Here is a 26,159-nt window from a genome sequence, read left to right as displayed (position 1 = left end):
ATGAGCAGCCAGGAGCTGTCGAAGCGGATCGCGAACCTCTCACCGGAAAAGCGCGCCGAGCTGCTGAAGAAGATGGCCGCGCAGAAGGGGGCCGCGGGAAGCACTGCTCGCGGGCTCATCCCGGTCCAGGATCGCTCGCGTCCGCTGCCGCTGTCGTTCGCCCAGCAGCGGCTGTGGTTCATCGATCAGCTGGACCCTGGCAGCGCCCTGTTCAACGTGCCCATGGCGGTGCGCCTGGAGGGCTCGCTGGACGTGGCGGTGCTGGAGCGGGCGCTGCGCGAGGTGGTGCGCCGTCACGAGGTGCTGCGCACGACCTTCCGCGAGGACGCGGCGGGGCCGGTGCAGGTGGTGTCCCAGGAGCCGGTGCTCACGCTGGAGCGGCGCGACGTCACGGGCGCGGCGCCCGACGAGGCGTGGCGGCTGGCGCGCGAGGCGGCGGCCCGTCCCTTCGACCTGGCGCAGGGCCCGCTGCTGCGCGCGTTGCTGCTGACGTCCGGCCCGGGGGAGCACCTGCTGGTGGTGGTGGTGCACCACATCGTCTCCGACGGCTGGTCGATGACGCTGCTCGTGCGCGAGGTGGCGATGCTCTACGGCATGCTCGCGAAGGGGATGCCTCCGGCCCTGCCCGCGCTGGGCGTGCAGTACGCGGACTTCGGCGTGTGGCAGCGCGAGTGGCTCCAGGGCCCCCGGCTGGAGAAGCAACTCGATTACTGGAAGCAGCACCTGGACGGCGTGCCGGCGGCGCTGGAGCTGCCCACGGACCTGCCCCGTCCGGCGATCCGCGACGGCCGGGGTGCCCGGCACGACGTGCACCTGTCGCGCGAGCTGATGGACGCGATGAAGGCCTTCGGACAGCAGGAAGGCGCCTCGCTGTACATGGTGCTGCTGACGGGCTGGCAGCTGCTCATGTCGCGGTACTCGGGCCAGGACGACGTGACGGTGGGCTCGCCGATGGCGGGCCGCTCGCGCGGAGAGGTGGAGGGGCTCATCGGCCTCTTCGTCAACGCGCAGGTGTTGCGCACGCGCGTGGACGGCAACGCGTCCTTCCGCGCGCTCCTGCGGCAGGTGCGGGAGACGGTGCTCGGGGCCCAGGAGCACCAGGAGCTGCCCATCGAGCGGCTGGTGGAGGAGCTGCGTCCGGAGCGCATCCAGGGCCGCACCCCGTTCTTCCAGGTCATGCTCACGTTCCAGGCGTCCTTCCGGGGCGCGGCGACGGTGGAGGGCGTGAAGCTGGAGGCGCTGGAGCTCGACACGCACACCGCGAAGTTCGACCTGACGCTCCAGGTGCTGGAGACGGAACAGGGCATCAAGGGCTACCTGGAGTACGCCACCGACATCTTCACCGCGCCCACCGCCGCGCGCATGGCGGAGCACCTGCGCCTGCTGCTGGAGGGCGCGCTCGCCCGTCCGAACGAAGCCGCCGCGCGGCTGCCGTTGCTCACCGCCGCCGAGCGCCAGCAGGTGCTCATCGACTGGAACGCCACGCACGCGCCCTTCCCGGAGGCGTGCATGCATTCGCTCTTCGAGGCCCAGGCCCGCCGCGCCCCGGAGGCGCTGGCGGCCCTCTTCGAAGGGACGCAGCTGACGTACGCGCAGCTGGATGCGCGGGCCAACCAGCTCGCCCACGCCCTGCGCCGCCGGGGCGTCCGTCCCGAGGTGCGCGTCGCCCTGAGCGTGGAGCGCTCGCTCGACGTCGTCATCGGCCTGTTGGGCATCCTCAAGGCGGGCGGCGCGTGGGTGCCGGTGGATCCGCTGCTGCCGCGCGAGCGCCTGGCCTTCATGCTGGAGGACAGCGGCGCGGCGGTGCTCGTCACGCAGAGCCCGCTGGTGGACCGTTTCCCTGAGGGCCACCGGTCGCGGGCGCTCTGCCTGGACACCGAACGGGAAGCCCTCGCGTTGGAGGCAACGGACGCACCCGAGACGGGCGTCACGCCCGCGCACCTAGCGTACCTGCTCTACACCTCCGGCAGCACCGGCACGCCCAAGGGCACGGCCGTGGAGCACCGCGGCGTGGCCAACCTCGTCACGCACGAGGCGGTGGCGTACGGCATCGGCCCGGGCAGCCGCGTGTTGCAGTTCGCGAGCCTGAGCTTCGACCTGTCGGTGGAGGAGATCTTCACCACGCTGTGCAACGGGGCCACGCTGGTGCTGGCGCCGCTGGACAAGCTGATGCCGGGCGCGCCGCTGCCGGTGCTGCTCCGGGAGCAGGGCCTCACCGTCATCAGCCTCACGCCCGCCGCGCTCGCGGCCACGTCGTCGGAAGGACTGCCGGAGGTGCGCACCGTCATCTCCGGCGGCGAAGCCCTGCCCGCGGACGTCGTCGCGCGCTGGGCCCCGGGACGCAGGTTCCTCAACACCTACGGTCCCACCGAGGCCACGGTGGTGGCGACGCTCGGAGAGGTCATCGCCAACGGGAGCGTGCCGTCCATCGGCCGGCCGTTGGCGAACGTGCGCGCCTACGTGCTGGATCCGCGCGGCGAGCCCGTGCCCGTGGGCGTGCGCGGCGAGCTGTACGTGGGCGGCGTGGGCGTGGCGCGGGGCTACGCGGGACGCGCGGGCCTCACCGCCGAGCGCTTCGTGCCGGACGTCTTCTCCCGCGAGGGCGGGGCCCGGCTGTACCGCACGGGCGACGTGGTGCGCTGGCAGCCGGACGGCACGCTGGAGTTCGTGGGCCGCATCGACGCGCAGGTGAAGGTGCGCGGCTTCCGCATCGAGCTGGGTGAAATCGAAACCGTGCTGCGCGCGGGCCCGGCCGTGAAGGACGCGGTGGTGCTCGCCCGCGAGGACCACCCGGGCGACAAGCGGTTGGTGGCGTACGTCGTGTCGGACGCGCTGGATGTCGCGGCCCTGCGCGCGCACCTGAAGCAGCACCTGCCCGACTACATGGTGCCCGCCGCCTTCGTCTCCCTCCAGACGCTGCCGCTGACGTCCAACGGCAAGGTGGACCGCAAGGCGCTGCCCGTCCCCGAGGCCACCGCGCGGACCCACGCCTACGAGGCGCCGGTGACGCCGCTGGAGGAGCAGTTGGCGGAGCTGTGGCGCGACGTGCTGCGCGTGCCTTCGGTGGGCCGCACCGACAACTTCTTCGAGCTGGGCGGCCACTCGCTGCTCGCCACGCAGTTGGTGGCCCGGGTGCGCGCCGCGCTCGACGTGGAGCTGCCCCTGCGCGCCCTCTTCGAGGCGCCCACCGTGGCCTCGCTCGCGGAGAGGTTGCAGCAGGCCCGGAGCGCCGCGCGGCTGCCGCCCCTCACCCGGACGACGACGGAAGGGCCCCAGCCGCTGTCCTTCGCGCAGCAGCGGCTCTGGTTCCTGGATCAGCTCGCGCCGGATGACGCGTCCTACAACCTCCCCGTCACGCTGCGCCTCACGGGGCGCCTGGACGTGGAGGCGCTGCGCCGCTCCTTCGAGGCGCTCGTCCAGCGTCACGACGCCCTGCGCACCACCTTCTTCGAACACGAGGGCCAGCCCTTCCAGCGCATCCACGCCCCGGCCGCGTGGGCGCTCCCCGTCCAGGACCTGTCCTCCCTGGCCGCGTCCGAGGCCGAAGCGGAGACGGTGCGACTGGCCACCCGCGAAGCGCGCCAGCCCTTCCACCTGGGCCAAGGGCCGCTGTTGCGCACCGCGCTCCTGCGGCTGTCGGAAGAGACGCACGTCCTGCTGGTGACGATGCACCACATCGTCTCCGACGCCTGGTCCATGGGCGTGCTCGTGAAGGAGCTGGCCACCAGCTACGCGGCCTTCAGCGCGGGACGCGAGCCCGGCTTCGCGCCGCTGCCGGTGCAGTACGCGGACTTCGCCGTGTGGCAGCGGCAGTGGTTGCAGGGCGAGGTGCTGGACGCGCAGCTCGGCTACTGGAAGCAGCAGCTCGCGGACGCGCCCTCCGCGCTGGAGCTGCCCACGGACCGGCCGCGTCCGCCCGTGCAGTCGCGGCGCGGCGCCACGGTGCCGGTGAACCTCCCCGCGACGTTGACGGCCTCCCTGCGCGCGCTGGCACAGAAGGAGGGCGCTACGCCCTTCATGCTGCTGCTCTCAGCGTTCCAGCTCCTGCTGTCCCGCTACTCGACCCAGGACGACGTCTCCGTGGGCTCGCCCATCGCGGGGCGCACGCACGCGGAGGCCGAAGGGCTCATCGGCTTCTTCGTCAACACGCTCGTGCTGCGCTCGCGGCTGCGTCCGGAGGAGTCGTTCCGTCAGCTGCTCGCGCAGGTGCGCGGCACCACGCTGGCCGCCTATGAGCACCAGCACGTCCCGTTCGAGAAGCTGGTGGAGGTCCTCCAGCCTTCGCGCGATTTGAGCCGCAGCCCGCTGTTCCAGGTGATGTTCGTCCTGCAGAACGCGCCCGCGGAAGCGCTGCGGGTGCCGGGGCTCGCCTTCCAGCCCATCCCGCTGGAGGGGAACTCCGCGCGCTTCGACCTTGCGCTGACGCTCTTCGAGGTGCCCCAGGGCCTCACCGGCTTCCTGGAGTACAGCAGCGACCTCTTCGACGCCGCCACGGTCCAGCGGCTCATGGGCCACTACGGCGTCCTGCTGGAGGCCATCGCCGCGAAGCCGGAGACGTCCCTCGCCGCCCTGCCGTTGATGACGGAGGCGGAGCAGGCCCGGCTGCTCGTGGAGTGGAACCAGACGGACGTCGCGTTCCCGGACGACACCTGCATCCACCACGTCTTCGCTGTTCAGGCCCGCCGCGCGCCGGACGCGCTCGCCGTGCGCATGGGTGAGCGCGGCGTGACCTACGGGGAGCTCGACGCCTGGGCCCACCAGCTCGCGGTGCACCTGCATGCCGCGGGCGTGCGTCGTGGCGACCGCGTCGCGGTCCTGGCCGAGCGCTCACCGGAGCTGGTGGCCGGCCTGCTCGCCGCCCTCAAGGTGGGCGCCGCGTACGTGCCCATCGCCGCCGGCGTTCCGCCCGAACGCCTCGCCTTCATGCTGGCGGACTGCTCCGCCTCCATCCTCCTCACCCAGCAGCACCTGCGCACGGAGCTGCCCGCCCTCTCCACGCGCGTCCTGTCGCTGGAGACGGAGGTCGCGGTGCCGGCCCCGCCCCTGCCCGTGGCGCCCGTGGGCGCGGACGACCTTGCCTACGTCATCTACACCTCCGGCAGCACGGGGCGCCCCAAGGGCGTCGCCGTCCACCACCGGGGCCTGATGAACCTGGTGGCGTGGCACCAGCGCACCTATGCACTGACGCCGGAGGACCGCACGGCGCTCACCGCCGGCGTGGCCTTCGACGCCTCCACCTGGGAGGTGTGGCCTTCGCTCGCGTCGGGCTCAAGCCTCGTCGTTCCCCCCGATGCCCTGCGCGCCGAACCCGCGCAGCTGCTGCGCTGGCTGGCCGACGAAGCCATCACCACCTGCTTCATGCCCACGCCCCTGGCCGAAGCGGTGCTGCGCGAGGCGTGGCCGAAGCCCATGGCCCTGCGCGCCCTGCTCACGGGCGGCGATGCCCTGCACCACGGCCCGTCCGCGTCGGTGCCCGCCACGCTCTTCAACCACTACGGCCCCACCGAAAGCACCGTCGTCGCCACCTTCACGCCCGTGCCCGCCTCCACGCGCGACGACGGCACGCGTCCGCCCATCGGTCGGCCCATCGCCAACACCCGCACCTACGTGCTGGATGCCGGGCTGCGGCCGGTGCCCTTCGGGGTCCCGGGCGAGCTCTTCCTCGAAAGCACAGGCCTGGCGTGGGGCTACCTCGGCCAGCCCGCGCTGAGCGCCGAGCGCTTCATCCCCCACCCCTTCGCCTCCACCCCCGGGGCTCGCCTCTACCGCACCGGCGACGTGGTGCGCTGGCGCGCCGACGGCCACCTGGACTACCTGCAGCGGCTCGACTTCCAGGTGAAGGTGCGGGGCTTCCGCATCGAGCTGGGTGAAATCGAAGCCTCGCTGCTCGCGCATGCCTCCGTGCACGAAGCCGTCGTGGTCGCCCGCGAGGACGTGCCCGGCGACAAGCGGCTCGTCGCCTACCTCGTCCCCATCTCGGGACAGCCGGTGGACACCGCCGTCGTGCGCGCGTTCCTCAAGGAGCGACTGCCCGAGTACATGGTGCCGTCCGCCTTCCTCGTGCTGGAGGCCCTGCCCCTCAACGCCAACGGCAAGCTGGACCGCAAGGCCCTGCCCGCGCCCGACGCATCGCCCCTTGCCGCCTTCGTCGCGCCCCGCTCTCCCACCGAGGAGAAGGTCGCCGGGGTCTTCGCCCACGTGCTGCGCCGCGAGCGCATCAGCGTCCACGACGACTTCTTCGCGCTCGGCGGCCACTCGCTCCTCGCGACGCAGCTGGTGTCGCGGATCCGCGCGGTCTTCAGCGTCGAGCTGCCCCTGCGCGCGCTCTTCGAATCACCCACCGTGGCCGCGCTCGCCGAGCGCCTGCTGACAACGACCTCGGGGCCCCGGCTGCCGCCGCTCACCCGTGCCCGCGTCGACGGTCCCCTGCCGCTGTCCTTCGCGCAGCAGCGCCTGTGGCTGTTGGATCAGCTCCAGCCGGGAGATGCGTCGTACAACATCCCCACGGCCCTGCGGTTGACGGGCCACGTCGACGTGGAGTCCCTGCGCCGCGCCTTCGAGGCCCTGGTCGCGCGCCACGACTCGCTGCGCACCACGCTCGTCCAGCACCAGGGGCAGGCCACGCAACACGTCCACGCACCGGGCGGCTGGACGCTGCCGCTCACGGACGTGTCCGCCCTGCCCGAAGCGCGGCGTGAAGAGGAGGCCCGGAGCCTGGCGGGTCAGGAGGCCCGGCGGCCCTTCGACCTGGAAGCAGGCCCGCTGCTGCGTACGTCGCTGGTGCGCCTGGGCACGGAGGAGCACGTGCTCCTGGTGACGATGCACCACATCGTCTCCGACGGCTGGTCCATGGGCGTGCTCGTGCGGGAGCTCACCGCGCTGTACGCGGCCTTCCACGCGGGCCAGGAAGCCACCCTGCCGCCGCTGGCCGTGCAGTACTCGGACTTCACGGTCTGGCAGCGCGACTGGCTCCAGGGCGAGACGCTGGATGCGCAGCTCGGCTATTGGAAGGAGAAGCTCGCGGGCGCGCCGTCCGCGCTGGAGCTGCCCACGGATCATCCGCGTCCGTCCCTCCAGTCGTACCGGGGCTCGACGGTGCCCGTGCAGGTTCCGCGGTCCGTATCCGAAGCGCTCAAGGCCCTGGGCCGGCGCGAGGGCGCCACGCCCTTCATGGTGCTGCTCGCGGCCTTCCAGGTGCTCCTGTCGCGCTACTCCGGCCAGGACGACATCAGCGTGGGTTCGCCCGTCGCGGGCCGCACGCACGCGGAGACCGAAGGGCTCATCGGCTTCTTCATCAACACGCTGGTGCTTCGCTCGCGGCTTGCGTCCGGAGAGTCGTTCCAGGCGCTGCTGGGCCAGGTGCGAGGCACGACGCTCGCGGCCTACGAGCACCAGCACCTGCCGTTCGAGAAGCTGGTGGAGGTCCTCCAGCCCGTGCGCGACCTGCGCCACAGCCCGCTGTTCCAGGTGATGTTCACCCTGCAGAACATGCCCACGGAGGAGCTGCGCGTCCCCGGGCTCTCCTTCCGTCAGGTGGAGGCGGAGACAAACTCCTCCAAGTTCGACCTGACCCTGCTGTTGCAGGACTCGCCGCAGGGCTTCCTCGGCAAGCTGGAGTACAGCACGGCGCTGTTCGAGCGCGGCACCGTGGAGCGGATGGCCGAGCACCTGAACACGCTGCTGGCGGCCGTGGCCGAAAGGCCGGAGCTGTCCGTGGCGGAGCTGCCCCTGCTTCCCGTGGAAGAGCGCCAGCGCCTGCTCGTGGACTGGAACGACACCACCGTCGCCAGCCCCACGGACCTCCCGGTCCATGTCCACTTCGCGGAGCAGGCCCGTCGCACGCCGGAGGCCGTGGCCCTGGTGCTTGGGGACGCCACGCTGACGTACGGGGAACTCGATGCCCGCGCCAACCAGTTGGCCTGGCACCTGCGCTCCTTCGGCATCGTCCCGGGCGCGCGCGTGGGCCTCGCGGTGGAGCGCTCCTTCGAGCTGATCATCGCCACCCTCGCCATCCTCAAGGCCGGCGCCGCCTTCGTCCCCGTGGACCGCAACGCGCCCGTGGACCGCATCGCCGCGCTCCTGGAGGACGCCAACGTCGGCGTGACGCTCACCCACGAGCCCTTCGAATCGCTGCTGCCCTCGACGGGCATCTACATCTGGCTGGATGAACAGCAGGCCGCCATCGCGAAGCAACCCACCCATGCCCCCGACGTCAGCGTGGACGGCGAGGCGCTGGCCTACGTGATGTTCACCTCCGGCAGCACCGGACGTCCCAAGGGCGTCTGCGTGCCCCACCGGGGCATCACCCGCCTGGTGCTCGGCAGCACCTTCATGCGCTTCGGGCCCGACGAGGTCTGGCTCCAGTTCGCCCCCGTCGCGTTCGACGCGTCCACGCTCGAAATCTGGGGTGCGCTGCTGCACGGGGCGAAGCTCGTCCTCGCGCCGCCCCACGCCCTGTCCCTGGAGGAGCTGGCCGCGCAGCTGCGTCAGCACCGCGTGACGACGCTGTGGCTGACCGCGTCCCTCTTCGAGCAGATGGCGCTGCATCAGGGCGAAGCGCTCGCACGGGTCGGACAGGTCCTGTCCGGCGGCGACATCCTTCCCGCCACGCGCGTGCGCGAACATCTGGCGCGGCTCCCCGAAGGCGCGGTCCTCATCAACGCCTACGGCCCGACGGAGAACACGACGTTCTCCACGACCTCGCCCATGCACCACGACACCGTGGTGGAGGGGGCGGTGTCCATTGGCCGGCCCATTCCCAACGCCACCGCCTTCGTGCTGGACGCGCACCTGCGCCCTGTCCCCACGGGCGTCGCGGGCGAGCTGTACGTCGGCGGCCCCGGCCTCGCATGGGGCTACCTGCACCGCCCCGAGCTGACCGCGGAGCGCTTCATCCCCCACCCCTTCGCCTCCACTCCTGGCGAGCGCCTCTACCGCACCGGCGACAAGGTCCGCTGGCTCGCGGGCGGCACCCTCGACTTCCTGGGCCGCTTCGACTTCCAGGTGAAGGTGCGTGGCTTCCGCATCGAGCTGGGCGAAATCGAAAATGCGCTGCGCGCCGCCGTGGGCGTCAGCGAGGCCATCGTCATCGCGCGCGGCACGGATGGGGACAAGCGCCTCATCGGCTACCTCACCGCGCTCGAAGGCCACGCGCTGGACACGGACGCACTGAAGGGCCAGCTCAAGCAGCAGCTGCCCGAGTACATGGTGCCCTCCGCGCTCGTCGTCCTGGACGCGCTGCCGCTCAACGCCAACGGCAAGGTCGACCGCAAGGCCCTGCCCGAGCCGGGAGAGGCCCCGAGCACCTCCGACTTCGTCGCCCCGCGCACGCCCACCGAGGAGAAGCTGGCGGCCATCTTCGCGGAGGTCCTGCGCGTGGAGCGCGTCGGCATCCACGACGACTTCTTCGCGCTCGGTGGACACTCGCTGCTGGCCACGCAGCTCGTCTCGCGTGTGCGCGCCGCGTTCGGCGTGGAGCTGCAACTGCGCGCCCTCTTCGGTGCGCCCACCGTCGAGACCCTCGCGCCCCAGCTCGACGAGGCCCGGAGCACCGCGCTTCGAGCGCCGCCGCTGCGGCCCGTATCACGCGAGGAGGCCATTCCGCTCTCCTTCGCGCAGCAGCGCCTGTGGTTCCTGGATCAGCTCTCGCCCGGGGATGCGTCGTACAACATCCCCACGGCCCTGCGACTGACGGGGCGCGTGGACGTGGAGTCGCTGCGCCGCGCCTTCGAGTCCCTGGTCGCCCGTCACGAGTCCCTGCGCACGACCTTCCGGGTGCATCAGGAACAGGCCACGCAACACCTCCACGCGCCGTCCGCGTGGTCGTTGCCCGTCACGGACCTCTCCGACCTGCCCGAAGCGCGGCGGGAAGCCGAGGCCCGGCGCAGCATCGAGGAGGATGCGCGCCAGCCGTTCCACCTGGAGCACGGTCCGCTCCTGCGCACCCGCCTCGTTCGGCTGGGCGAGGAGGAACACCTGCTGCTGGTGACGATGCACCACATCGTCTCCGACGGCTGGTCCATGGGCGTCCTCATCCGCGAGCTGGTGGCCTTCTACGAGGGTCACACCCGGGGAAGCGCGCCGCTCCTGGCCCCGCTGCCCGTGCAGTACGCGGACTTCGCGGCGTGGCAGCGCCAGTGGCTCCAGGGGGAGACGCTGGACGCGCAGCTCGGCTACTGGAAGGAGCAGCTCGCGGGCGCGCCGTCCGCGCTGGAGCTGCTGACGGATCATCCGCGTCCCGCCATCCAGTCCCACGCGGGTGCGGCGCTCTCCCTCCGCGTGCCGAAGGCGACGTCCGAAGCGCTCAAGGCGCTCGCGAGCCGCGAGGGCGTCACACCCTTCATGGTGCTGCTCACGGCCTTCCAGGTACTCCTGTCGCGCTACTCCGGCCAGGATGACATCAGCGTGGGAACGCCCATCGCCGGCCGCACGCAGGCGGAGACCGAAGGGCTCATCGGCTTCTTCGTCAACACGCTGGTGTTGCGCGCCCACGTCGAACCCCAGGCGACGTTCCAGCAGGTGCTGGAGCAGGTGCGCTGCACGACGCTCGCGGCCTACGACCATCAGCACCTGCCGTTCGAGAAGCTGGTGGAAGTCCTCCAGCCCGTGCGCGACCCGAGCCGCAGCCCGCTCTTCCAGGTGATGTTCACGCTGCAGAGCACCACCACGCAGGACCTGCGCGTTCCCGGACTCGCCTTCCAGCAGGTGACGGCGGAAGCGCGCTCCGCGAAGTTCGACCTCACCCTCACGCTGCTGGAGTCCCCGGACGGGTTCGTCGGAGACCTGGAGTACAGCACGGCGCTGTTCGAGCGCGGCACCGTGGAGCGGATGGCCGAGCACCTGAACACGCTGCTGGACGCCGTGGCGACGAGGCCCGGGCTGTCCGTGGCGGAGCTGCCCCTGATGTCAGCGGCCGAGCGTCAGCGCCTGCTCGTGGACTGGAACGACACCACCGTCCCAAGCCCCACGGACATTCCGGTCCACGTCCACTTCGCGCACCAGGCCCGCCGCACGCCGGAGGCCGTGGCCGTCGTCCTCGGGGACGCCACGCTGACGTACGGGCAGCTTGAGGCCCGCGCCAACCAACTGGCGTGGCACCTGCGCTCGCTTGGCATCACGCCCGGCGCGCGCGTGGGCCTCGCCGTGGAACGCTCCTTCGAGCTGATCATCGCCATCCTCGCCACCCTCAAGGCGGGCGCCGCCTTCGTCCCCGTGGACCGCAACGCGCCCGTGGACCGCATCGCCGCCCTGCTGGAGGACGCCGACGTCGGAGTGGTGGTGACCCATCAGCCGTTCGCCCCGCTGCTGCCCGCGACCGGTGCCCGTGTCTGGCTGGATGCGCAGCAGGACGTCCTCGCCGCGCTACCCACGCATGCGCCGGATGTCACCGTGGACGGCGAGGCGCTGGCCTACGTGATGTTCACCTCCGGCAGCACCGGCCGTCCCAAGGGCGTCTGTGTGCCCCACCGGGGCATCACCCGCCTGGTGCTCGGCAACACGTTCATGCGCTTCGGGCCCGACGAGGTCTGGCTCCAGTTCGCACCCGTCGCCTTTGACGCTTCCACGCTCGAAATCTGGGGCGCGCTGCTGCACGGCGCGAAGCTCGTCCTTGCGCCGCCCCATGCCCTTTCGCTGGAGGAGCTGGCCGCGCAGCTGCGTCACCACCGCGTGACGGCGTTGTTCCAGACGACCGCGCTGTTCGAACAGATGGCGCTGCACCAGGGTGAGGCCCTCGCGGGCGTGCGCCAGCTCCTCGCCGGCGGTGACGTGATGCCGTGGTCTCGCCTGCGCGACCATCTGGCTCGCCTCCCTGAAGGCTCGACGTTCGTACATGCCTACGGCCCGACGGAGAACACGACGTTCTCCACCACGCTGGCCATGCACCGCGACACCGTGGTGGACGGTCCGGCCTCCATCGGCGGAGCCATCTCCAACTCCACCGTCTACGTGCTCGACCCGCACCTGCGCCCCGTCCCCACGGGCGTCGCGGGCGAGCTGTACGTCGGCGGCCCCGGTCTCGCCTGGGGCTACCTGCACCGCCCTGAGCTGACCGCGGAGCGCTTCATCCCCCACCCCTTCGCCTCCACTCCTGGCGAGCGCCTCTACCGCACCGGCGACAAGGTCCGCTGGCTGGCCGACGGCACCCTCGACTTCCTGGGCCGCTTCGACTTCCAGGTGAAGGTGCGCGGCTTCCGCATCGAGCTGGGTGAAATCGAAACCGCGCTGCGTGCCGCCGTGGGCGTCAGCGAGGCCATCGTCATCGCGCGCGGCACGGATGGGGACAAGCGCCTCATCGGCTACCTCACCGCGCTCGAAGGCCACACGCTGGACACGGACGCACTGAAGGGCCAGCTCAAGCAGCAACTGCCTGAGTACATGGTGCCGTCCGTCCTCGTCGTCCTGGACGCGCTGCCCCTCAACGTCAACGGCAAGGTGGACCGCAAGGCCCTGCCCGAGCCGGGAGACGCGCCTCGCGCCTCCGACTTCGTCGCCCCTCGCACGCCCACCGAGGAGAAGCTGGCGGCCATCTTCGCGGAGGTCCTTCGCGTGGAGCGCGTCGGCGCCCACGATGACTTCTTCGCGCTCGGTGGGCACTCGCTGCTGGCCACCCAGCTCGTCTCGCGTGTGCGCGCCGCGTTCGACGTGGAGCTGCCGCTGCGGGCCCTCTTCGGTGCGCCCACCGTCGAAGCCCTGGCGTCCCGGCTCCAGGAAGCCCAGCCCGCGGCGCTCCGGGCCCCACCGCTGCGGCCCGCGTCGCGTGAGGGAGCCATTCCGCTCTCCTTCGCGCAGCAGCGCCTGTGGCTGTTGGATCAGCTCCAGCCCGGGGATGCGTCGTACAACATCCCCACGGCCCTGCGGCTGACGGGGCGCGTGGACGTGGAGTCGTTGCGTCGGGCCTTCGAGGCCCTGGTCGCCCGTCACGAACCGCTGCGCACCACGCTCTCCGAAGCCCACGAAGCCCCGGCGCAGCGCATCCAGCCGGCGTCCGGCTGGGACCTGCCCGTCATCGACCTGGCGTCCCTTCCCGAAGCACAGCGCGAGGAGGAGGCGCGGCGGCTGGCGACGACCGAGGCCCGGCGTCCCTTCCAGCTCGCCACGGGTCCGCTGATGCGCTCCGTGCTGGTACGGCTGGGCGAGGAAGAGCACCTGCTGCTGATGACGATGCACCACATCGTCTCCGACGGCTGGTCCATGGGCGTGCTCGTTCGCGAGCTCACCGCGATGTACGTGGCCTTCCACGCGGGCCAGGACCCCGTCCTCGCACCGCTGCCCGTGCAGTACGCGGACTTCGCGACGTGGCAGCGCGACTGGCTCCAGGGCGAAGTCCTGGATGCGCAGATCGGCTACTGGAAGGAGAAGCTCGCGGGCGCGCCGGCCGCACTGGAGCTGCCTACGGACCATCCGCGTCCGCCCGTGCAGTCACACCGGGGCGCCAAGGTGGACCTGCGCATCCCCGCGCAGGTGTCCGATGCCCTCAAGGCCCTGGCCCAGCGTGAAGGCGCTACGCCCTTCATGATGCTGCTCGCGGCGTTCCAGGTGCTCCTGTCGCGCTACTCCGCGCAGGACGACATCAGCGTCGGTTCCCCCATCGCCGGCCGCACGCAGGCGGAGACCGAGGGGCTCATCGGCTTCTTCGTCAACACGCTCGTGCTGCGCTCGCAGGTGAATCCACGGGCGACGTTCCGAGAGCTGCTCTCTCAGGTGCGCGGCACGACGCTCGCGGCCTATGAGCACCAGCACCTGCCGTTCGAGAAGCTCGTCGAGGCCATTCAGCCCACGCGCGACCTGAGCCGCGGGCCGCTCTTCCAGGCGATGTTCGTCCTGCAGAACACGCCCAATGAATCCGTGCGCCTGCCGGGCATGGCGATGCAGACGCTGCCGCTGGAAACCCAGTTCGCCAAGTTCGATCTCTCGCTGGCACTGCGCGAGTCAGGGTCGGAACTGCTTGGCGCGCTGGAGTACGCGACGGACTTGTTCGACGCGTCGACCGTCCAGCGCATGGCGGGCCACTTCGGCATCCTGCTGGAAGCCATCGCGAAGAAGCCGGACACCCGCATCGCGGACCTGCCGCTTCTCACCGATACTGAGCGTCACCAGCTCCTCATCGAGTGGAACCCCGCCTCGGCCTCCGCGCCGCGCGAGTCGAGCATTTCCGCCCTCGTCGAGGCGCAGGTGCTTCGCACGCCGGATGCAGTCGCTGTCATCACCCCGGAGCGCCGCCTGACGTACCGCGAGGTGGATGCACGGGCCAATCAACTCGCGCACCGCCTGCGTGGACTGGGCGTGGGCCCCGAAGTGCGAGTGGGCCTGTGCGTCGAACGCACCGAAGACCTCGTCATCGGCGTGCTCGGCATCCTCAAGGCCGGTGGCGCCTACGTGCCCCTGGACCCCAGCTACCCGCGCGAGCGCCTGGGCTGGCTGCTGGAGGACGCGCAGGGCCCCGCCCTCGTCGCCCACTCACACCTGCTCGCGTCCTTGCCGGAGCACTCCGCCACCGCCGTGTGCCTGGACACGGACACAGAGCTGGCGCCCCAGCCCACCACGGCCCCGTCCGTGGACATCCTCCCGGGCCACCTCGCCTACCTCATCTACACCTCGGGCAGCACCGGCCGGCCCAAGGGCGTCGCCATCACCCACGGCAACGCTGTCGCCTTCCTGCGCTGGGCCCTGGCGACGTTCTCGAAGGAAGAGTTGAAGGGCGTCCTCGCCGCGACAAGCGTCAACTTCGACCTGTCCGTGTTCGAGCTCTTCGCTCCGCTCTCCAGCGGTGGCGCCGTCGTCATGGCTCGCAACGCATTGCACCTGCCGGAGCTGTCCACCGCTTCGGACGTCACCCTCATCAACACCGTGCCCTCCGCCATGGCTCAACTCGTGCGCCTGGGCGCGGTGCCTACGGGCGTGCGCGTCGTCAACCTCGCGGGTGAAGCCCTGCCCGACACCCTGGCGAAGCAGGTCTACGGCGTCCCCTCGGTCCAGAAGCTCTTCAACCTCTATGGGCCGTCGGAGGACACGACGTACTCCACCGGCTCGCTGGTGGGCCGTGACGAAGTGCCCCTCATCGGCCGTCCGCTGACGGACACGCGCGCCTACGTCCTGGACGCCTCACTGCACCCCGTCCCCGTGGGCGTGGCCGGCGAGCTGTACCTCGCGGGCGAAGGCCAGGCGCGTGGCTACCTGCTGCGCCCCGACCTCACCGCCGAGCGCTTCATCCCGGAGCCCTACGGGCCTCCCGGAGGCCGCATGTACCGCACCGGCGACCGCGTGCGGTATCGCGAGGACGGACGGCTGGAGTACCTGGGCCGTATCGACTTCCAGGTGAAGGTGCGTGGCTTCCGCATCGAGTTGGGTGAAGTCGAGTCCGCGCTCCGCAAGGCCCCGGCCGTCAAGGATGCCGTCGTCGTCGCCAGGGGCGAGGCCGCCGACAAGCGCCTCGTCGCCTACGTCGTCGCGAAGACGGGCCAGTCCCTTGAGGCTGAAGCCCTCAAGGCCCAGCTGCGCCAGGGCCTGCCCGAGTACATGGTCCCGGGCACCGTCGTCGTCCTGGACGCCCTGCCCCTCAACTCCAACGGCAAGGTCGACCGCAAGGCCCTGCCCGAGCCGGAAGCTCCGCAGTCGGCCAGCACCTACGAGGCGCCTCGAACGCCGGTAGAGGAGAAACTCGCTGCGCTCTGGGCGGAAGTCCTGCGAGTGCCTCGGGTGGGCGTGAAGGACTCCTTCTTCGAGCTGGGCGGCCACTCGCTGCTCGCGACGCAGGTGGTGTCGCGCGTGCGCGCGGAGCTGGGCGTGGAGTTGCCCCTGCGCGCGCTCTTCGAATCGCCGACCGTGGAGTCACTGGCCAGCCGAATGGCCGGGTTCACCAGCTCCAGTGCTCCGGCCATCACGCGCGTGTCGCGAGAAGGAACGCTTCCGCTGTCATTCGCGCAGCAGCGGCTGTGGCTGTTGGATCAACTCCAGCCGGAGGACGCGTCCTACAACCTGCCCACCGCGCTCCAGCTCACCGGGCATCTGGACGTGACCGCCCTGCGCAGAGCCTTCGAGGCCCTGGTCCAGCGCCACGAAGCCCTGCGCACCACGTTCCAGGAACGCCAGGGACAGCCTTCGCAGGCCGTCCACGCGCCGGGCGAATGGAAGCTGCCCATCGTGGACCTCTCCGCCCTGCCCGAAGCTCGGAGGCAGGAAGAGGCCCGGCGTCTGGCCGACGAGGAGACACGTCGTCCGTTCCAGCTCGCCATGGGGCCGCTGCTGCGCAGCACGTTGATCCGGCTCGGTGAAGAGGAGCACCTGCTCCTGGTGACGATGCACCACATCGTCTCCGACGGCTGGTCCATGGGAGTGCTCGTCCGCGAGATGGCGGACTTCTACCGGTCCTTCACCACGGGAAACACGCCGACCCTCGCGCCGCTGCCCGTGCAGTACGTGGACTTCTCCGCATGGCAGCGCGACTGGCTCCAGGGCGAGGTCCTGGATGCGCAGATCGGCTACTGGAAGGAGAAGCTCGCGGGCGCGCCGGCCGCGCTGGAGCTGCCCACCGACCATCCGCGTCCGCCGGAGCAATCGCATCGTGGCGCCAAGGTGGACCTGCACGTCCCGATGCATGTGGCGGATGCCATCAAGGCGCTGGCCCAGCGTGAAGGCGCTACGCCCTTCATGACGCTGCTCGCGGCCTTCCAGGTGCTCCTGTCGCGCTACTCCGCGCAGGACGACATCAGCGTCGGTTCCCCCATCGCGGGCCGCACGCAGGCGGAGACCGAAGGGCTCATCGGCTTCTTCGTCAACACGCTCGTGCTGCGCTCGCGTCTGGGCTCGCGTGACACGTTCCGCGAGCTGTTGGCCCAGGTGCGCGGCACGACGCTCGCGGCCTACGAGCACCAGCACCTGCCGTTCGAGAAGCTCGTCGAAGCCGTGCAGCCCACGCGCGACCTGAGCCGCGGGCCGCTCTTCCAGGCGATGTTCATTCTGCAGAACACGCCCACGGAAGCCATGCGTTTGCCGGGCCTGTCCATCCAGCCCCTGCCGCTGGAGGCCCACTTCGCCAAGTTCGACCTGACGTTGGCGCTCCAGGACGCTCCGAACGGGATGATCGGAGCGCTGGAGTACGCGACGGACTTGTTCGACGCGTCGACCGTCCAGCGCATGGCGGGCCACTTCGGCGTCCTGCTGGAGGCCATCGCGAAGAAGCCGGACACTCGCATCGCGGACCTGCCCCTGCTCACCGAAGCCGAGCGCCATCAGCTCCTCGTCGAGTGGAACCCCGCCTCGGTCTCCGCGCCGCGTGAGTCGAGCATTGCCGCCCTCGTCGAGGGGCAGGTGCTGCGCACGCCGGACGCCGTTGCCGTCATCACCCCGGAGCGTCGCCTGACGTACCGCGAGGTGGATGCACGCGCGAACCAGCTCGCGCACCGCCTGCGCGGCCTGGGTGTGGGCCCCGAAGTGCGAGTGGGCCTGTGCGTCGAGCGCACCGAAGACCTCGTCATCGGCGTGCTCGGCATCCTCAAGGCCGGTGGCGCCTACGTGCCGCTGGACCCCAGCTACCCGCGTGAGCGCCTGGGCTGGCTGCTGGAGGACGCGCAGGGCCCCGCCCTCGTCGCCCACTCACACCTGCTCGCGTCCTTGCCGGAGCACTCCGCCACCGCCGTGTGCCTGGACACGGACACGGAGCTGGCGAAGCAGCCCACCACGGCCCCGTCCGTGGACATCCTCCCGGGCCACCTCGCCTACCTCATCTACACCTCGGGCAGCACCGGCCGTCCCAAGGGCGTCGCCATCACCCACGGCAATGCCGTCGCCTTCCTGCACTGGGCCCTGGCGACGTTCTCGAAGGAAGAGTTGAAGGGCGTCCTCGCCGCGACGAGCGTCAACTTCGACCTGTCCGTGTTCGAGCTCTTCGCCCCGCTCTCCAGCGGTGGCGCCGTCGTCATGGCGCGCAATGCGCTGCACCTGCCGGAGTTGTCCACCGCGCCGGAAGTCACGCTCATCAACACCGTGCCCTCCGCCATGGCCCAACTGGTGCGCCTGGGCGCGGTGCCTGCGGGCGTGCGCGTCGTCAACCTCGCGGGTGAAGCCCTGCCCGACACGTTGGCGAAGCAGGTCTACGGCGTCCCCTCGGTGCAGAAGCTCTTCAACCTCTATGGGCCGTCGGAGGACACGACGTACTCCACCGGCTCGCTGGTGGGCCGTGACGAAGTGCCCCTCATCGGCCGTCCGCTGACGGACACGCGTGCCTACGTCCTGGACGCCTCACTGCACCCCGTCCCCGTGGGCGTAGCCGGTGAGCTGTTCCTCGCGGGCGAAGGCCAGGCGCGTGGCTACCTGCTGCGCCCCGACCTCACCGCCGAGCGCTTCATCCCGGAGCCCTACGGGCCTCCCGGAGGCCGCATGTACCGCACCGGCGACCGCGTGCGGTATCGCGAGGACGGCCGACTCGAATACCTGGGCCGTATCGACTTCCAGGTGAAGGTGCGTGGCTTCCGCATCGAGTTGGGTGAAGTCGAGTCCGCGCTCCGCAAGGCCCCGGCCGTCAAGGATGCCGTCGTCGTCGCCAGGGGTGAGGCCGCCGACAAGCGCCTCATCGCCTACGTCGTCGCGAAGGTCGGTGAAACGCTGGAGGCCGAAGCCCTCAAGGCCCAGCTGCGCCAGGGCCTGCCCGAGTACATGGTCCCGGGCACCGTTGTCGTCCTGGACGCCCTGCCCCTCAACTCCAACGGCAAGGTCGACCGCAAGGCCCTCCCCGAGCCGGAAGCCCCCAAGTCCGCCAGCACCTACGTGGCGCCGCGCACCGAGACGGAAGCAAAGCTGGCCGCCATCTGGGCCGAAGTGCTCCGGCTGCCGCGTGTCGGCGTGAAGGACTCCTTCTTCGAACTGGGCGGCCACTCGCTGCTCGCGACGCAAGTGGTGTCACGCGTGCGCGCGGAGCTGGGCGTGGAGCTGCCCCTGCGCGTGCTCTTCGAATCGCCGACAGTGGAAGGCGTGGCTGGACGACTGGGTGGGTTCACCAGTGCCAACACCTCGGTGATCAAGCACGTTCCGCACGAAGGGACACTGCCGCTGTCGTTCGCGCAGCAGCGGCTGTGGCTATTGGATCAGATCCAACCGGAGGACGCGTCCTACAACCTGCCCATCGCGCTCCAACTCACCGGACGCCTGGACCTGGACGCCCTGCGCCAAGCCTTCGAGGCCCTGGTCCAGCGCCACGAAGCCCTGCGCACCACCTTCCACGAATACCAGGGGCAGCCCACCCAGGTCCTGCACGCCGCGGGCGAATGGAAGTTGCCGCTCGTGGACCTCTCCGCCGTGTCCGAATCACAGCGCGAGGAGGAGGCTCGACGGCAGGCCGACGAGGAGACGCGACGTCCGTTCCAGTTGACCACCGGTCCGCTGCTGCGCAGCACGTTGATCCGGCTGAGCGAAGAGGAGCACCTGCTCCTGGTGACGATGCACCACATCGTCTCCGACGGCTGGTCCATGGGCGTGCTCGTCCGCGAGCTGACCGCACTGTATGTGGCCTTCCATGCGGGCCAGGAGCCCACCCTGCCGCCGCTGGCCGTGCAGTACTCGGACTTCGCGGCGTGGCAGCGCAGCTGGCTCCAGGGCGATGTCCTGGACGCGCAGATCGGCTACTGGAAGCAGAAGCTCGCGGGCGCACCGGCCGCGTTGGAACTGCCCACCGACCATCCGCGTCCGCCCGTGCAGTCGCACCGGGGCGCCAAGGTGGATCTGCGCATCCCCGCGCAGGTGTCCGATGCCCTCAAGGCGCTGGCCCAGCGTGAAGGCGCTACGCCCTTCATGACGCTGCTCGCGGCCTTCCAGGTGCTCCTGTCTCGCTATTCCGCGCAGGACGACATCAGCGTTGGCTCTCCCATCGCGGGCCGCACCCGGGCGGAAACGGAGGGGCTCATCGGCTTCTTCGTCAACACGCTCGTGCTGCGCTCGCGGTTGGGCTCGCGCGACACGTTCCGCGAGCTGCTCTCTCAGGTGCGCGGCACGACGCTCGCGGCCTACGAGCACCAGCACCTGCCGTTCGAGAAGCTCGTCGAAGCCGTGCAGCTCCCACGCGACCTGAGCCGGGGCCCGCTCTTCCAGGCGATGTTCATTCTGCAGAACACGCCCAATGAATCCGTGCGCCTGCCAGGCCTGTCTTTGCGGACGCTGCCGCTGGAGGCCCACTTCGCCAAGTTCGACCTGACGTTGGCGCTTCAGGACGCTCCGACGGGAATGGTCGGCGCGCTGGAGTACGCGACGGACCTGTTCGATGCGTCGACCGTCCAGCGCATGGCGGGCCACTTCGGCATCCTGCTGGAGGCCATCGTCGCGAAGCCGGACACCCGCATCGCGGACCTGCCCCTGCTCACCGAAGCCGAGCGCCACCAGCTCCTCGTCGAGTGGAACCCTGCCTCGGCGCCGTCTCCGCGCGAAGCCAGCGTCCCAGAGATGGTGGAAGCCCAGGTGCTTCGCACGCCGGATGCCGTCGCTGTCATCACCCCGGAGCGTCGCCTGACGTACCGAGAGGTGGATGCACGCGCGAACCAGCTCGCGCACCGCCTGCGTGGACTGGGCGTGGGCCCCGAAGTCCGCGTGGGCCTGTGCGTCGAGCGCACCGAAGACCTCGTCATCGGCGTGCTCGGCATCCTCAAGGCCGGTGGCGCCTACGTGCCCCTGGACCCCAGCTACCCGCGTGAGCGCCTGGGCTGGCTGCTGGAGGACGCGCAGGGCCCCGCCCTCGTCGCCCACTCACACCTGCTCGCGTCCCTGCCGGAGCACTCCGCCACTGCGGTGTGCCTGGATACGGACACGGAGCTGGCGAAGCAGCCCACCACGGCCCCGTCCGTGGACATCCTCCCGGGCCACCTCGCCTACCTCATCTACACCTCGGGCAGCACCGGCCGGCCCAAGGGCGTCGCCATCACCCACGGCAATGCCGTCGCCTTCCTGCACTGGGCCCTGGCGACGTTCTCGAAGGAAGAGTTGAAGGGCGTCCTCGCCGCGACGAGCGTCAACTTCGACCTGTCCGTGTTCGAGCTCTTCGCCCCGCTCTCCAGCGGTGGCGCCGTCGTCATGGCTCGCAACGCATTGCACCTGCCGGAGCTGTCCACCGCTTCGGACGTCACCCTCATCAACACCGTGCCCTCCGCCATGGCTCAACTCGTGCGCCTGGGCGCGGTGCCTACGGGCGTGCGCGTCGTCAACCTCGCGGGTGAAGCCCTGCCCGACACCCTGGCGAAGCAGGTCTACGGCGTCCCCTCGGTCCAGAAGCTCTTCAACCTCTACGGACCGTCGGAGGACACGACGTACTCCACCGGTTCGCTGGTGGGCCGTGACGAAGTGCCCCTCATCGGCCGTCCGCTGACGGACACGCGCGCCTACGTGCTGGACGCTGCGTTGAACCCCGTCCCGGTGGGCGTGGCCGGCGAGCTGTTCCTCGCAGGCGAAGGCCAGGCGCGCGGCTACCTGCTGCGCCCCGACCTCACCGCCGAACGCTTCATCCCGGAGCCCTACGGGCCTCCCGGTGGCCGCATGTACCGCACCGGCGACCGCGTGCGGTATCGCGAGGACGGACGGCTGGAGTACCTGGGCCGTATCGACTTCCAGGTGAAGGTGCGCGGCTTCCGCATCGAGTTGGGTGAAGTCGAGTCCGCGCTCCGCAAGGCCCCCGCCGTCAAGGACGCCGTCGTCGTCGCCAGGGGCGAAGCCGCCGACAAGCGCCTCGTCGCCTACGTCGTCGCGAAGGTCGGTGAAACGCTGGAGGCCGAAGCCCTCAAGGCCCACCTGCGTCAGGGCCTCCCCGAGTACATGGTCCCGGGCACCGTCGTCGTCCTGGACGCCCTGCCCCTCAACTCCAACGGCAAGGTCGACCGCAAGGCCCTCCCCGAGCCGGAAGCTCCGCAGTCGGCCAGCACCTACGTGGCGCCGCGCACCGAGACGGAAGCAAAGCTGGCCGCCATCTGGGCCGAAGTGCTCCGGCTGCCGCGTGTCGGCGTGAAGGACTCCTTCTTCGAACTGGGCGGCCACTCGCTGCTCGCGACGCAAGTGGTGTCGCGCGTGCGGACGGAGCTGGGCGTGGAGTTGCCCCTGCGCGCGCTCTTCGAGTCACCGACGGTGGAAGGTCTCGCCCGATACTCCGGCACGCGCGCCACGACGCGGGTGCAGGTCTCGCGCGAAGGAACGCAGCCGCTGTCGTTCGCACAGCAGCGGCTGTGGCTCATGGATCAGCTCGAGCCGTTCAGCCCGCTCTACAACCTGCCCGTGGCGGTGCGCCTGGACGGACACCTGCACGCGGACGTGCTGGAGAAGGCGCTTCGGGAGATCGTGCGGCGACACGGAGCCCTGCGCACCACGTTCGCGCAGGTGGACGGCGAGCCCGTCCAGATCATCCACCCGGAAGTCGCCCTGCCCCTGGGCTTCGTCGACCTCACGGGCGTGGACGAAGCCCAGCGTGAAGCCGAGGCCCGGTCGCGGGTGGAGCAGGAGATCCGCCGACCGTTCGACCTGCGCACCGGTCCGCTCGTGCGCACGCTGCTCCTCAAGCTGTCCGAACAGGAGCATGTGCTCGTCATCAACATGCACCACGTCATCTCCGACGGATGGTCCCTGGGGGTGCTGGTGCGTGAGGTGGGAGCGCTCTACGCGGCGTTCTCCGACGGCCAGCCGTCGCCCCTGCCGGAGCTGCCGGTGCAGTACGCGGACTACGCCGTGTGGCAGCGCCAGACGCTCAGCGGAGAGACGCTCCGGAGGGAAGTGTCCTACTGGGAGGAGAAGCTCTCCGGTGCGCCGGCCGTGCTGGAGCTGCCCACCGACCGGCCCCGTCCGGCGATTCGCGGCAGCGCGGGCGCGACCTTCGGCTTCACCCTGCCCCGCGAGCTGACGGAGAAGCTGCGGAGCCTGGGCCATCGCGAAAGCGGCTCGCTGTTCATGGTGCTGCTCGCGGGCTGGCAGGCCCTGCTGTCGCGCTACACGGGGCAGCAGGACTTCGCCGTGGGCTCGCCCATCGCGGGTCGCACCCGGGCGGAGACCGAAGGACTCATCGGCTTCTTCGTCAACACGCTCGTGCTGCGCGCGAAGGTGCGGTCCGGACAGCCGTTCCGCACGCTGCTCCGGCAGGTGCGCGCCACCGTGCTGGAGGCGTACGAGCACCAGGACGTCCCGTTCGAGAAGCTGGTGGAGGTGCTGCAACCGGCGCGCAACCTCAGTCACACGCCGTTCTTCCAGACGCTGCTGGCGCTGCAGAACGTGCCCACGGAGGACCTGCGCCTGCCGGGCCTCCGTCTCCAGGGACTGGCGTTCGAGCAGCGGACGTCGAAGTTCGACCTGAGCGCCTTCTTCATGGAGACGCCGGACGGGCTGCGCGGAATGCTGGAGTACAGCACCGCGCTGTTCGACCCGAACACCGTGAAGCGGATGTCCGAACACCTGCGCACGCTGCTGGAGGCCGTGGCCGCGAGCCCCGAGCAGTCCGTGGCCGAGCTGCCCCTGCTGTCGGCACAGGAGCGTCAGCGCCTGCTCGTGGACTGGAACAACACCACCGTCCCAAGCCCCACGGGCCTCCCGGTCCACGTCCACTTCGCACAGCAGGCCCGCCGCACGCCGGACGCCGTGGCCCTCGTCCTCGGGGACGCCACGCTGACGTACGGACAGCTCGAGGCCCGCGCCAACCAACTGGCGTGGCACCTGCGCGCGCTCGGCATCACGCCCGGTGCTCGCGTGGGCCTCGCGGTGGAGCGTTCCTTCGAGCTGGTGGTGGCCCTGCTCGCCATCCTCAAGGCCGGCGCCGCCTTCGTCCCCGTGGACCGCAACGCCCCCGTGGACCGCATCGCCGCCCTGCTGGAGGACGCCGACGTCAGCGTGACGCTCACCCACCAGCCCGTCGCCCCGCTGCTGCCCGCGTCGGGCGCCCGCATCCTGTTGGATGAACAGCAGGGCGTCCTCGCCGCGCTGCCCACGCATGCGCCGGACGTCATCGTGGACGGCGAGGCGCTGGCCTACGTGATGTTCACCTCCGGCAGCACCGGACGGCCCAAGGGCGTCTGCGTGCCCCACCGGGGCATCACCCGCCTGGTGCTCGGCAACACGTTCATGCGCTTCGGACCCGACGAGGTCTGGCTCCAGCTCGCGCCCATCGCGTTCGACGCGTCCACGCTCGAAATCTGGGGCGCGCTGCTGCACGGCGCGAAGCTCGTGCTCGCGCCGCCCCAGCCCCTCTCCCTGGAGGAACTGGCCACGCTGCTGCGTCACCACCGCGTGACGACATCGTGGCTGACCGCGGCCCTCTTCGAGCAGATGGTGCTGCACCAGGGCGAGGCGCTCGCCGGCGTGCGCCAGCTCCTGGCCGGTGGCGATGTCCTGCCCGCCGCCCGGGTGCGTGAGCATCTGGCGCGGATCCCCGAAGGCGCCGTCCTCATCAACGGCTATGGCCCGACGGAGAACACGACGTTCTCCACGACGGCGTCCCTGCACCGCGACACGCAGGTGGAGGGCCCGGTGTCCATCGGCCGGCCCCTCTCCAACGCCACCGCCTTCGTGCTAGATGCGCACCTGCGCCCCGTGCCCACGGGTGTCGCGGGCGAGCTGTACGTCGGCGGCCAGGGCCTCGCCTGGGGCTACCTGCGCCGTCCGGAGCTGACCGCGGAGCGCTTCGTGCCGCACCCCTTCGCCACCACGCCGGGCGAGCGTCTGTACCGCACCGGCGACCAGGTCCGGTGGCGGGAGGACGGCACGCTCGACTTCCTGGGCCGCACCGACTTCCAGGTGAAGGTGCGCGGCTTCCGCATTGAACCCGGCGAGGTCGAAGCCGCCCTGCGCGCCGCTGACGGCGTCAGCGAGGCCGTGGTCGTCGCCCGGGGAACCGACGGGGACAAGCGGCTCGTGGGCTACGTCACCGCGCGTGACGGGCACACGCTGGACACGGACGCCCTGAAGGCCGGGCTCAAGCAGCACCTGCCCGAGTTCATGGTGCCCTCCGCGCTCGTCGTCCTGGACGCCCTGCCCCTCAACGCCAACGGCAAGGTCGACCGCAAGGCCCTCCCCGAAGCGGACACGCGCGAGGTCGAGGCCAAGGACTTCGTCGCGCCGCGCGACGCGCTGGAGACGCAGCTCGCCCGCATCTGGGAGGAAGTCCTGGGCGTGCGCTCCGTGGGCGTGCGCACCAGCTTCTTCGAGCTGGGAGGCCACTCGCTCCTGGCGGTGCGCGTGGTCTCCGCCGTGCGCGAGCGGCTGGGCCACACCCTGCCGCTGTCGGTCCTCTTCCAGCAGCCCACCATCGAGCAGCTGGCGAAGGTGCTGCGCGACGAGGCGCAGGAATGGACGCCCGTCGTATCGCTGGAGCGCGGCGAGCCGGGACAGCGTCCGCTCTTCTTCGTCCACCCGGGTGGCGGCAACGTGCTGGCGTACGTGGAACTGGCGCGGCGGCTGGGCCCGTCCCAGCCCCTCTACGGCCTCCAGTCACGCGGCCTGGATGGGCGTCCCGTCGCGAAGACCATCGAGGAGATGGCGGGCCTCTACATCGACGGCATGCGCGCGGTGCAGCCGCGAGGCCCCTACATGCTGGGCGGCTGGTCGCAGGGCGGCGTCATCGCCTACGAGATGGCCCGCAGGCTGCGTGAAGCGGGAGAACAGGTGGACCTGCTCGCGCTGGTGGATGCGCACGTGCCGGGCCTGATGAAGCTGTCGGAGGAGCAGGCGAAGTACACGCCCCACGCGCGCGCACGCATCGCCTTCGCCCGGGCCACCGCGTCCGCCTTCGGCCAGGAGCCCACGCTGTCGGACGAAGCCCTGGCGCAGGGCGACGACGACGCGATGCTCAAGCAGCTGCTGGCGGAAGGACTCCGGGCCGGCATCCTGGATGCGCAGACGGGCCCCGCCCAGCTGCGGGCCCTGTTCCTCGTCTTCCAGGCCAACCTGCTGTCCCTGGACCACTACGTGCCGAAGCCCTACGACGGCACCGCGCTGCTCCTGAGCGCCAGCGAGCCCATCCCCGGCGGTGAACCCATCCCGCGTCACCGGGGATGGGAGGGATTGGTGCGCGGGGGCCTGGAGGTGGTGGACGTGCCCGGCAGCCACCACCAACTGATGCAGGACCCGAACCTGGATCCGCTGGTCGAACGGCTGCGCGAGGCCCTGGCCCGGGTGTCAGGCCTGGAAGCGCGAGGCTCCACGGGGAGCTGAGCCCG

The 26,159-nt window shown here is 70.8% G+C and carries 1 protein-coding gene; it reads left to right on the top strand.

Annotated features, from left to right (window positions below):
• Positions 1-26,154 (top strand): non-ribosomal peptide synthetase, encoded by a 26,154-nt coding sequence (locus D7Y13_RS02325; protein WP_120581897.1) that lies wholly within the window; start codon positions 1-3, stop codon positions 26,152-26,154.
• The last annotated feature ends 5 nt before the right edge of the window (positions 26,155-26,159 follow it).

Source organism: Corallococcus praedator (genome assembly GCF_003612125.1).
Classification (GTDB): Bacteria; Myxococcota; Myxococcia; order Myxococcales; family Myxococcaceae; genus Corallococcus; species Corallococcus praedator.
This window is presented reverse-complemented; position numbering and strand designations above follow the sequence as displayed.